We start from the raw sequence: 11,587 nt of genomic DNA, 5'->3' as shown, positions 1-11,587 counted from the left end.
ATCTTGGCAAGGCCTTCGATACCGGATAAGGAGATAGATTTGATATCGTCCTTATAGTAGCCATAGCGTTCATACATATCTACCATGGCATCCCAGAGATTCATACCCTTGGATTTATAATAAGCAGCTGCTTCACAAAGGGCCATTGTGGCTACAATCGCATCCTTATCACGGGCATGTGTGCCGATCAGACAGCCATAGCTTTCTTCAAAACCAAACAGATACGTACCGACACCTGTTGTCTCAAACTTCAGGATCTGCTGTCCGATATATTTAAAGCCTGTCAGGCATTCGATCAGATTCACATTGTAATACTTCGCAATGGCATCCGCCATGTTGGTTGTAACAATTGTCTTGATCAGTGCGCCGTCTTTCGGCAGTCCCTGTTTCTCCTTGATCTGGCTGATTGTGTAATCTGCCAGAAGACAGCCGGACATATTGCCTGTCAGCGTATGATAAATACCTTCTCTGTCCTTCACTCTGACACCGAGACGGTCTGCATCAGGATCTGTTGCAAGAACAAGATCTGCATCTACTTTCTTCGCCAGCTCTAATCCAAGGACAAATGCCTCATCTGATTCCGGATTCGGATAGCTGACTGTCGGGAATTCACCATCCGGCAATTCCTGTTCCGGTACAACATAAACATTCTCGAAACCGATTTCCTTCATGATCCTTCTGGCCGGGATATTGCCTGTACCATGCAGTGGTGTGTATACAATCTTAATCTGATCTACATATTCTTTGATGAGCTCCGGATTCTTCACCTGTTTCTTCAGCTGAGCGATATAAACATCATCCACATCACTTCCGATCACCTGATATAATCCGGCAGCAATTGCCTGATCACGATCCATTGTCTTTACTTCATTATAGTCTGTGACAGCCTTCACTTCCGCCATAATCCCTGAATCATGCGGCGGTGTAATCTGCGCGCCATCTGCCCAGTAAACCTTGTAACCGTTGTATTCCGGTGGATTGTGGCTGGCTGTGATATTGATGCCGGCTGTACAGCCAAGATATCTGACTGCAAAAGATAATTCCGGCGTTGGTCTCAGTGCATCAAATATGTAAGCCTTGATGCCATTGGCTGCAAGACATAAGGCTGCTTCATTGGCAAATTCCGTGGACATTCTTCTGGAGTCAAATGCAATGGCAACGCCCTTGTCTGCCGCATTCTGCTTGATAATGTAATTAGCCAGACCCTGTGTTGTCTTGCGGACAACATAAACATTCATACGGTTGGTTCCGGCTCCGATAACACCTCTCAAACCTGCTGTACCAAACTCCAGATCTGCATAGAAACGTTCCTTTATCTCATTCTCGTCATCCTTGATACTTAATAACTCCTGCTTTGTTGCTTCATCAAAATAAGGATTCGCAAGCCAGCTTTCGTAGACTTCTTTATACTCCATCGGAATGACCTCCCTTTATCTTTATTTGATTTTATTATACTCCAGGATGCCTAAAAAATAAAGGCATATTTGAATATATTCAGAAAATCCTGCCTCTGTCCCTCCGTTTTCTTAAAACGACAAAGCTTGTCATAATTGACGCTGGAAATCCAGCTTTTTCGTGAATTGTAATAACGATTTGATATTTTCCAGAATTTTTCCGGAAAAGTCAACATCGCATACAGTACACGTCTTTCCTCCTCCGACAGTGTTCTGACAGACAGATACGTATCCATGATCATTGTTCCCAGGGAACTGTCCCAGTTATTTTTTTCAAGAACCTTTCTCAGAAATTGATACAGATCTTTCACCTGGATATCATAATGCATTTTATCAAAATTCACCACTGCCGTATATTTTCGGTTTAAGATCACCTGATGATAATTAAAATCCCCGTGACACAGTGTCCGCTCATCCAGGGCTTTCTTTCGCAGACCATCAAAGTCGAATTGATTTAATTCACTAAGGGCGGCATCTGCCTCTTGCATGCAATCACTATACAGCTGCATATACAATTTTTCAAAATCATTCCATTGTTTTTTCTGACGGATATAGCTGTAAATAGCTCTCAATTCTTTTCTCCTCTTCAGGAAAATCTGTCTGGTATCCTGAAAACTAAATTGTTCCACCCGATCCTCCGACAAGTCACACCGTCGCATCAGCATATGCAAAACGGCCAGCTGCCGCACCGCTGCCAGGACATCTGCTGCATTTTTCACATCGCATTCACGTCCTTCAAACCAGTCTCTCACGGTGTACATCTGACCGTCCTTATTGTTATTCAGATACTGCCCCTCTTTATTCGGCAGCAGCTGATCCACGTAATAATACCCTCTGTCGCGGATTGTATATTTGACCAGCTGTTCAAACTCCAGTCTCTGGGGTGACCGGTGATACGCCTTGACAATTTTCATTCCCTGATCCGTGTCACAAATAAATGCACCTCTCCCACGACAGACCCGGGTTGTCTGAAACGTATAAGCATCCAGAACATCTTTGATTTTTTCTTCCACACACTCGCCCTCCCATACCCGCTGCAAATCGCTGACTACTTTTTAATCATATGTGCGGTATGGGGCAGGTATGCACTTGTTTTAAAACCGGGATTCAATTATAATGAAATAAATAGAATTTTAAAATGATTGCGGAGAAATAAATATTATGGATTTACGATTAATTGCTCTGGATTTAGACGGGACCACTTTGAACAGTCAGGGAAAAGTGAGCCCTTATACAAAAAAAATATTAGAAAAAGCACTTTCAAAAGGCATTCTCGTTGTCATTGCCAGCGGACGTGCATTATCCGCCATTCCGGAGGATATTCTGAACATTCGCGGATTAAAATATATCATTACTTCCAACGGATCCAGTATTTTTGAACTGCCGGACAGCCGCAGAATTTATGCCAATGATATGAAACCCGGTGTCGTAATGAGCGTCCTTGCCATTATGCAGGATACACATTTCCCCTTTGAAGTTTTTATCGGCGGTCATGCTTATACGATGCAGGCTTATTACGATTGTCCAACTGATTTCGGCGTTCCCGAACGAATGAATCATTATGTCCAAACAACCCGCACCCCGATTTCTGATATGCCGGACTTTATGATGAAACATTGTAACGAAATCGAAGGCATTGATATGATTGTTCCTGATATGCCGAAGAAACAGCAGCTGATCACTGCCTTATCCCAAATCTCGAATCTCTACATCACATCTTCTGAAAGCTATTACATAGAAATGGCCTCCGGCTCTGTCAGCAAAGCCTCTGCCCTGCATGCGCTGGCTGCGCAGTTTCATATTACCCCGAAACAAGTTATGGCCTTTGGAGACAGTGATAACGACATCGAGCTTTTATCTTATGCCGGATGCGGTGTCGCAATGCAAAACGCGACATCCAATCTCCTGAAAGCTGCTTCGGCTGTCACCCGTTCTAATAACGAAGATGGTGTCGCATTTTATCTTGAATCTTTTCTTTAGTTATTGTAGCTAATATAGCAGGAATCCTGTCTATACTTTATCGTTTGTATAAACAGGATTCCTCTTTTTTAAGTTGTTGTTTCCGTTTATACATCTTATTTTTTCAAATAAAGTCATGCTGCATTTTTCTATCTGCTTTCATTGTACAGAATATCCTGCGCAACAGTGGTATAAAACAATCTCCGTATTCCCGCAGGCTCCCTTGTCTGCCCCAGAATCCACATCAGCTTCGTGACCACAGCCTCTGTTGTCATATCATAAGCTTCCAACACACTGTCGTACTGCTTCAGATGATGTCCCACCTGATAAATGGTCATGTCACTGCCCTCATTCGGCACCTGTGTTGTCATAACAATGGTCTTGCCCTGATTGATGCCCCACTCAATCGCCTCACCGAAATGATAACGCTCACCCATTGGCAGACCGCCCACACCGAAACTCTCAATAATAATGGCATCATTACGTTCAAGGAAATACCTCAGATAGTCCCCGTCAATCCCCGGAATCAGCTTCAGCAGTCCGACTTTCGGGTCCATTTTGTGGTAAAACTCCGCCGTTGCTGCTTTTACCTGATGGATATACTGAATCTTACGGCCATCCTGAATCACTGCAAGACTTGGATAATTAATACTTGTAAAAGCCTGAAAACTCTTTGTCCGGACTTTTCTGGCTCTTGTTCCCAGAATAACTTTTCCGGAAAAGACAATCTGAACACCGCAGGCATCATCTGAGGATGCATAGATAAAACTATCCAGAAGATTGGCCCTTGCATCCGTAATCTCCATATCCACAGGTTTCTGTGAACCGGTCAGGACAATCGGTTTTGGTGAATGCTGCACCAGATAAGATAAAGCCGAAGCCGTATAAGCCATGGTATCTGTACCGTGGCAGATCACAAAGCCGTCGTATTTTTCATATTTTTCTTCAATCGCATTGGCCATCATCATCCAATGTTCCATGGAAATGTTAGTGCTGTCCAGATTACACAACTGCAGTGTTTCCACTTCACAGATGTCCTTCAACGACGGAATGTAATGCAAAATATCCTGAGATGTCAGCTCCGGTGCCAGCCCGTCTGCTGTCCCTTTTGACGCAATCGTACCGCCTGTTGCGATCATTAATATCTTTTTCAATTTTTATCCTCCTGCTTATCTTCTAATACCGCCTGTCTATCTTCCAATGCCGCCCGCTTTTCCAGACTGCGCACACAGAAAAAGAAAGCTGGTACAAGGAAACAATCCGCCAATATCCATGCCACCGGACTGGCAAAACAAACTGCCGGATATCCGAAAATTGGTACAAACACAAAGGCTACTACTGTTCGGCCAATCATCTCACACACGCCTGCAAGAATAGCCAGACGGCTGAATCCCATGCCCTGTATGGTAAATCTGAAAATATTCACCAATGCCAATGAGAAATAGAACGCAGAGTTACACATCAGGAAAAGATGTGCCTGATTGATAATGATCTCCTCACTGGCATCCACAAAAAGTAATGCCAGATATTTACCGAAGAGCAGAATAAATATAAAGGCTGCAATACCATAAACAAGTCCCAGCAGCGTACAGGATTTTTCTCCCTGCTTCAGTCGGTCAAATTTGCCGGCTCCTACATTCTGCCCAGCATAGGTCGCCATGGTAGAACCCATCGCATCATACGGACAACACAGGAACATATTGATCTTGACCGCCGCTGCCACAGAAGCGACTGCCACAGATCCCAGTGAATTCACTGCCGCCTGGATAATGACACTTCCGATGGCTGTAATGGAATACTGCAATCCCATAGGAATACCCATATTGCACAAATTCAGTATGCAAAGTTTATCCGGCTGCCATTCCTCTCTCTGAACATGCAGAATCGGGAATTTCTTCCAGATAACACCCAGACAGCAAAAACCTGAGACGGCCTGTGCGATCACTGTCGCCCATGCAGCACCTGCCACGCCCATTTTCAGAACGATAATTGACAGCAAATCCAGTATAATATTCAGGATTGATGAAAAAATCAGCAGATACAGCGGTGTCTTGCTATCTCCCAGCGAACGCATAATGCCTGACAGGAGATTATACATATAAGTTGCCGGTATACCAAGAAAAATAACAAAAATATAGCTGTAGGAACCATCAATAATATCCTCCGGCGTGTTCATCAGTTCAAGGATCTGGCGGCAGAAAACACAGACCAATACAGCCATAACCACTGCAAATATGATCGACAGCCAGACACTGTTAGCCACGAATTTTCGCATACCATGCTCATCCTTGGCACCAAAACGCTGGGCCACAGGAATAGCAAAACCATTGCAGACACCCATACAGAAACCAATGATCATAAAATTAATAGACCCGGTAGCTCCAACAGATGCCAGGGCGCTGACACCCAGAAACTTTCCGACAATGATCGTGTCCATCATATTGTAAAACTGCTGAAACAGCATACCAAACAAAAGCGGAATGCCGAAACCGAGAATCAGCTTCATCGGCGAACCCGTTGTCAAATCTTTTGTAGCATTTCTGCTCATCTTCATCCTCCCTCAAGGTCATTCAAATATCCATAAAACCTGTCACAAAATTCCAGTCAGCATACGCCGACTGGAATTTCGGAAACCTTATCATCTCTGTGCCTATTAACAGACAATCAGCTCATAATCTCTGCTGCCGAGGCCAATCTTATCTGCATGTTCCAGACATGACTGCCACTCTGATTCCGGTGTGGAATTCGTAAAATGATCATGATGATCGACAAAATCCGGTCGACTCATGTTATCCGAAAGCTGGCTGTTCGGCATCGGTTCTGCCTTCAGACAGGCATCTACACAGGCCTGGTCAAGGGCCAATGGATCAAAAGAAGCAAACATACCGATATTCGGCAGAATCGGCACATCATTTTCTCCATGGCAGTCGCAGTTCGGAGAAACATCAATAACCAGAGAAATATGGAAATTCGGTCTTCCGTCAATAACCGCCTTCGTATATTCTGCCATCTTGCAGTTCAAAATAGCATTAGCATTGCTATTTCTGAATGTAATAGCATCAAAATTACATGCGCCGAGGCATCTGCTGCAACCTACGCAATGTTCTGTATCTACAGTCATTTTCTTTGTTTCTGCATCGAATACAAGTCCGCCGTTGGCACATTCCTTCTGACAGCGCTTGCATCCTACACATTTGCGTGATGAAATTGTTGGTATACCGTTGCTGTGCTGCTCCGTCTTTCCTGCTCTTGAACCGCAGCCCATACCGATATTCTTGATCGTGCCGCCAAATCCTGTCGCTTCATGTCCCTTGAAATGTGTCAGGCTGATAAAAACATCCGCATCCATCACTGCACGTCCGATCTTGGCTGCTTTGACATATTCACCACCTTCTACAGGTACATCAATATCATCCGTGCCTTTAAGACCATCCGCAATAATGATCGGACATCCTACCGTCAACGGTGTAAAACCATTCTGCCATGCACATTCCATATGTTCAAGGGCATTCTTTCTGCTGCCCGGATACATCGTATTACAATCTGTCAAAAACGGCTTGCCACCCAAAGATTTTACCAGATCAGCCACTGCCCTGGCATAATTCGGGCGAAGGAAGCTCAAATTGCCCAATTCACCAAAATGCATTTTTATGGCTACGAACTTACCGTCCATATCCAACTGCTCAATGCCTGCTTTTTTCAGCAGTTTCTGCAGTTTTGTTGTTAAGCCATCTCCATAAGCCGGTGTTCTTAAATCAGTAAAAAAAACTTTAGATTTTTCCATCTTCAAAGCATCTCCTTCATTGTATGTATCTTTATCTTCTATTGTTTTAACAATTATGGTAACTGTTTATTTACGTTTATCTCGTGATAGTATAACCTACCGATTTCAAAAGTGAAATAGGCATCTTAACCAAAAGTATCCTATGCATTTTCACTTTTTAAGGTATGATAGATAAAAAGGAGGAATCAGCCATGTACACAACCGAATCCTGCACCTTCGATGTGAAGGCTTTCTGGAATCAGTTTCAGACACTGGATCTATTTGCAGTCAAAATCATTTATAATGATAATGATAACTATGCCGGAACACAAAATTGCCGATATTATACGTCAATCCCTCCGATTACCGCTATTCACTCAGTTTATAGCCTCTTGGCGTCACCATCTTGCCATTGATGACTTTAGTTGTACTATTTCCGATAAATACTGTTGTAAACATATCCGCCTCATAATTCGACAATTCCTGAAGCGTCATGACCTGACAACTTTCACCCTCACGGCCAATTTGTTTGACAATACCGCAGACTGTTTCCGGCAAAGCAGCCTGCATCACAATCCGACAGGCCTTATTAAGATAATCCCTGCGCTTTTTACTTGACGGATTATACAGGCAAATAGCCATATCTGCACTTGCGGCAGCTGCCAGACGCTTCTCGATCAACGTCCATGGCGTCATCAGATCACTGAGACTAATAACAGCAAAATCATGCATCAGCGGCGCTCCAAGTACGGCACCGCCGCTCAAGGCTGCTGTCACACCGCTGACAATTTCTATTTCAATCCCCGGATAATCACGACTGATTTCATAAATAAGGCCTGACATGCCGTATACACCGGCATCTCCCGAGCAGATCATCGCTGTATTTCTACCTTTCATGACTTCGTCAAATGCCATTCTACAACGTTTCTCTTCCTGCCGCATTGGTGTTGTCAGCATTTCTTTTCCTGCAAAATGCTCCGCAACTAAATCCACATATACCGTATACCCCACAATGATATCACATTCTTCCAGCACCTTAACGGCCTTTACTGTCATCTGTTCATAACCGCCCGGTCCGATGCCGACTACATATAACTTACTCAAATCTTAACCTCCTGCCTGTACCGGCTGCAGCCAGTGTAATCCCCGGCATAATTTCCTTTCTGATAAGAAGTATGGTCTCTCCATGTCCGATGATGCCGTTTTCTTCATTCTCCCCGGCCGCACAAAGTGCAGACCGCTCACAGACATTATCCACACCAACATGACTTTTAACAAATTCAGACGCTGTAAAGTCACCCTCCAGATCACACAGTTTTTCTGCAGAAAATGTGATAAAAGGCCAGTTATATTCTCTGCACGCATCAAGAATCCCCTGTTCCTGTGCTTTTACATCTATTGAAGCTATCCCGGCAACCGACCGTTCATCAATCGCATGTTCCGTCAAAAAATATCTGATTGCTGCTTTAATTATGTCAGTCTCTGTACCTTTACGGCACCCGATCCCAATCCATACTGTCTTTTCAGGTATCAGCTGCAGTCCTTTCATATTGCCGGACAACCGATGATAATCAATAATAATATCCGCCTTTTCAACTTCATCTGTTATACTCAGGTATTTCGGTAGCACCGCTTCATGTGTCAGCATGGCATCCGCATAAACCAATTTCTGTTCATATTCAAGGATTGAAGCAGATATCTCTTTTGCTTTTCTTCGATCCGTTATCAGCAAATGATTCTTCATTGCAAACACATCGACGGCAAACAAACCCTGAATATCGGTCGCAGTTGTGATAACAGGTATTGCCTGCAAATACGCCGCCAGCTGGACTGCCAGTGCATTGGCTCCTCCCACATGACCTGAAAGTATCGGAATGACATACTGACTTTTTTCGTCCACAACTAAGACTGCCGGATCGGTTAATTTATCTTTCAGACAGGGGGCAATACTGCGCACAGCTATCGCCGCTGCCCCGACAAATACAATAGCATCATACTTTTCAAAAGCATCCTTTGTCCATTCAGCTACCTTTTTGGCAGCAGGACGCAAAATTTCTTTTTCTAAACTGTCATTCTCTTTATAACGGCCGCCGTAAAATCCTTCCGTCGTATAGCCTGCCATCTTCAGGCCGGTTATAATTCTCCGATTGCAGGCATTGCCATTCTGTGTAAAACTAATAACCGCTGTTTTCATACTGTTATTGATCCATACCGGCTTTATCTGTATCAGATCCGTTCGTTGTTTCTGTTGCTTCTCGAAATGCCGTCGTAAACGAAGGGTCATACAAAAGGGACCGATCATACTGTTCTCCGATGATATTGCCCACCACAATCAATGCTGTACTTGTAATGTTTTCCCGCTCTGCCGTCTCCGCCAGCGTCCCCACCGTACAAAAAAATCTTTTTTCCTCCGGCCATGTCGCCTTATAGCAGATTGCAGCCGGTGTAGCCGCTGTATAGCCGCCTTCTATCAGCTCTTTCTGAAGTTTCGGCAAATGGCCTGTACTCAGGAAAAGGACCATCGTTGCCTGATGTCTTGCCAGCTGAGGAATAGATTCCCGCTCCGGCACCGGTGTTCTTCCCGCTGTACGGCTGATAATAACTGTCTGAGACACTCCCGGCAATGTATATTCCAATTCCAGTGCCGATGCCGTGCCGCAGAACGCACTGACACCGGGACAAATATCATATGCAATATTCATCTTTTTCAAAGCATCCATCTGCTCACGAATCGCACCATAAAGGCTTGGGTCTCCCGTATGCAGCCGGACAGTTGTCTTTCCTGACTGTTCCGCTTTCTTCATCACATCCAGAACTTCTTCTAAGGTCATATGGGCACTGTTATAAACTGCACATTCCGGCTTTTTTACTTCCAGCAATGCCGGATTGACCAGAGAACCGGCATAAATGATCACATCGGCCTTTGCAAGCAACTTTTGTCCCCTTATTGTAATTAAATCCGGCGCTCCCGGTCCTGCTCCTACAAAATGTATCATTCTTCTTCATCCTTCCGATCTTTCACAATGACAAGGGTATAATATCCCGGATGTTCCGGCATATCTTCTGCATTTATCCACAGATGTTCTTCTGCCATGCCGCAATTTTCCACCATTGCAGCCCATCCATGATGTTCTTTAACGCACTGTCTGACAGCCGGCATCTTTTTCCCTGCTTTCATGAGGATTTTGGTTCCGGGAAGCTGTATCGCCGCTTCAACATCATAACTTGCAGGGATAATATGGATCTGTTCCTGCTTCTCGCCAAGAGAAACGCCAAGTTTTGCCGCAGCAGCACAAAAAGAAGGCACACCGCTGACAATGGATGTCCGATACCCCATCCCGGCAATCCGCTGATGGATATACATAGATGTGGCATATACAGTCGGATCACCCAATGTCAGAAAGGCTGCATCCTTTCCTGCATCCAGGACCTCTGCCACCTTTTGGGTTCCCTCTCTATGGCTTTTTTCAAGCCTGTCTTTGTCTTTTGTCATTGGCATGACAAGACAGACAGTTGTCTTATCTTCAATTTCCGGTATTGCCCGCCTCACAATCTGATAGGCCACACATTTTTCTTTACTTTCCGCCGGCAAAACCAGAACCTGACAATTCCTGATTATCTTAACTGCCTTTAATGTCATCAGTTCCGGATCTCCCGGACCTACACCCACACTGTACAAACAGCCGCTCACCCTTATTCCTCCTTATGCTGTGCAGCATTCATCTTCTTAAACAGATTCGGTACATTTTCTGTCTGTCCCAGCATTCCGAATACATTTGAAAATATAATAATGCCAATCTCAATCTGGCTTCCGGCTCTTTTTTTCACATGTGCCTCTATTTTCTCAAGAATTAACTGCATTGTCTCTGTTAAAAGTCCGCATTGCTGCAGAATTTCCATCCCGGCATCCGTCGTTACTGAAGACATAATCTGACGCAAAATATCATTCCCCGCTCCGGCCATTGCCGCATAGGCTGTCATTATCTCCATTCTGGCATCCGCCTGATGAGAATGGGTATTCATAATTCCTCCGGCGACTTTGATCAACTTGCCAATGTGCCCTGCAAGGACAATCCCCGATGCCCCTTCACAAACCGCCAGATCAATACTGTCTCCAATAAAATTGCTGATTTTTATCACCTGATCTGGATGGATATGATAAGCCGCCTTTAGATAATCCAGTCCGTAATTGCCCGGAGCCATAAGAAGAATATCTTCATTCTGTGCCCGGTGCATTCGGATATCCACTGCAATTGTATCAATTAATGCTTTCTCACTCATCGGTTCAACAATACCTGTTGTTCCAAGCACAGAAAGCCCCCCTACAATGCCAAGCATCGGATTCAGTGTTTTTTCTGCCTTTTCCTTCCCATTTGGAATAAAAACAGTGACCTTCAGTCCTTTTTCCCAG

The 11,587-nt window shown here is 44.4% G+C and carries 11 protein-coding genes; 1 reads left to right on the top strand and 10 read right to left on the bottom strand.

The features are described 5' to 3' along the window. Positions 1 to 1,415: phospho-sugar mutase (locus WMO25_RS08380; RefSeq protein ID WP_349084951.1), on the bottom strand; the 1,415-nt coding region annotated here is incomplete at its 3' end. Between the two features lie 50 nt (positions 1,416 to 1,465). Next, positions 1,466 to 2,467 (bottom strand): CotS family spore coat protein, encoded by a 1,002-nt coding sequence (locus WMO25_RS08375; protein WP_349084949.1) that lies wholly within the window; start codon positions 2,465 to 2,467, stop codon positions 1,466 to 1,468. A gap of 148 nt (positions 2,468 to 2,615) precedes the next feature. Between WMO25_RS08375 and WMO25_RS08370 the strand changes: the two genes are divergently transcribed. Next, on the top strand, positions 2,616 to 3,434 hold the full coding sequence (locus WMO25_RS08370; protein ID WP_117539951.1) for a Cof-type HAD-IIB family hydrolase: 819 nt from the start codon (positions 2,616 to 2,618) through the stop codon (positions 3,432 to 3,434). Between the two features lie 128 nt (positions 3,435 to 3,562). Here the strand turns inward: WMO25_RS08370 and WMO25_RS08365 are convergent, their stop codons facing one another. The 8 genes from WMO25_RS08365 to cbiD form a co-directional block, all read right to left on the bottom strand. Further along, positions 3,563 to 4,567, bottom strand: coding sequence for an asparaginase (locus WMO25_RS08365; protein ID WP_270514536.1), 1,005 nt, complete (start codon positions 4,565 to 4,567; stop codon positions 3,563 to 3,565). Beyond that, positions 4,564 to 5,961, bottom strand: coding sequence for an MATE family efflux transporter (locus WMO25_RS08360; protein ID WP_349084947.1), 1,398 nt, complete (start codon positions 5,959 to 5,961; stop codon positions 4,564 to 4,566). The genes WMO25_RS08365 and WMO25_RS08360 overlap by 4 nt, the downstream gene beginning before the upstream one ends. Positions 5,962 to 6,066: 105 nt before the next feature. Further along, a complete protein-coding gene (locus WMO25_RS08355; protein ID WP_349084946.1) occupies positions 6,067 to 7,197 on the bottom strand; it encodes a DUF362 domain-containing protein in 1,131 nt (376 codons plus the stop codon). Positions 7,198 to 7,545: 348 nt separating this feature from the next. Further along, positions 7,546 to 8,280, bottom strand: a complete 735-nt coding sequence (cobJ, locus tag WMO25_RS08350) for a precorrin-3B C(17)-methyltransferase (RefSeq protein WP_349084945.1) — start codon at positions 8,278 to 8,280, stop codon at positions 7,546 to 7,548. Further along, a complete protein-coding gene (locus tag WMO25_RS08345) occupies positions 8,273 to 9,370 on the bottom strand; it encodes a cobalt-precorrin 5A hydrolase (RefSeq protein WP_349084944.1) in 1,098 nt (365 codons plus the stop codon). The genes cobJ and WMO25_RS08345 overlap by 8 nt, the downstream gene beginning before the upstream one ends. A gap of 4 nt (positions 9,371 to 9,374) precedes the next feature. Continuing rightward, positions 9,375 to 10,172, bottom strand: coding sequence for a precorrin-4 C(11)-methyltransferase (gene cobM, locus WMO25_RS08340; protein ID WP_117527351.1), 798 nt, complete (start codon positions 10,170 to 10,172; stop codon positions 9,375 to 9,377). Beyond that, positions 10,169 to 10,867 (bottom strand): precorrin-2 C(20)-methyltransferase, encoded by a 699-nt coding sequence (gene cobI / locus WMO25_RS08335; RefSeq protein WP_349084942.1) that lies wholly within the window; start codon positions 10,865 to 10,867, stop codon positions 10,169 to 10,171. The genes cobM and cobI overlap by 4 nt, the downstream gene beginning before the upstream one ends. 2 nt (positions 10,868 to 10,869) lie before the next feature. Further along, on the bottom strand, positions 10,870 to 11,587 hold a 718-nt coding region (gene cbiD, locus WMO25_RS08330), incomplete at its 5' end, for a cobalt-precorrin-5B (C(1))-methyltransferase CbiD (RefSeq protein ID WP_349084941.1).

It is taken from the genome of Coprococcus intestinihominis (genome assembly GCF_040096555.1).
GTDB classification, from domain to species: Bacteria; Bacillota; Clostridia; order Lachnospirales; family Lachnospiraceae; genus Coprococcus_A; species Coprococcus_A intestinihominis.
The sequence above is the reverse complement of the archived record's forward strand: the minus strand, read 5'-3'. Positions and strand labels throughout refer to the sequence as shown.

Bases quoted from the DNA above. Each gene is read 5' to 3' on its own strand.
- cobM (WP_117527351.1), bottom strand. From the start codon at position 10,172: ATGATACATTTTGTAGGAGCAGGACCGGGAGCGCCGGATTTAATTACA.
- WMO25_RS08360 (WP_349084947.1), bottom strand. From the start codon at position 5,961: ATGAGCAGAAATGCTACAAAAGATTTGACAACGGGTTCGCCGATGAAG.
- WMO25_RS08355 (WP_349084946.1), bottom strand. From the start codon at position 7,197: ATGGAAAAATCTAAAGTTTTTTTTACTGATTTAAGAACACCGGCTTAT.
- WMO25_RS08345 (WP_349084944.1), bottom strand. From the start codon at position 9,370: ATGAAAACAGCGGTTATTAGTTTTACACAGAATGGCAATGCCTGCAAT.
- WMO25_RS08370 (WP_117539951.1), top strand. From the start codon at position 2,616: ATGGATTTACGATTAATTGCTCTGGATTTAGACGGGACCACTTTGAAC.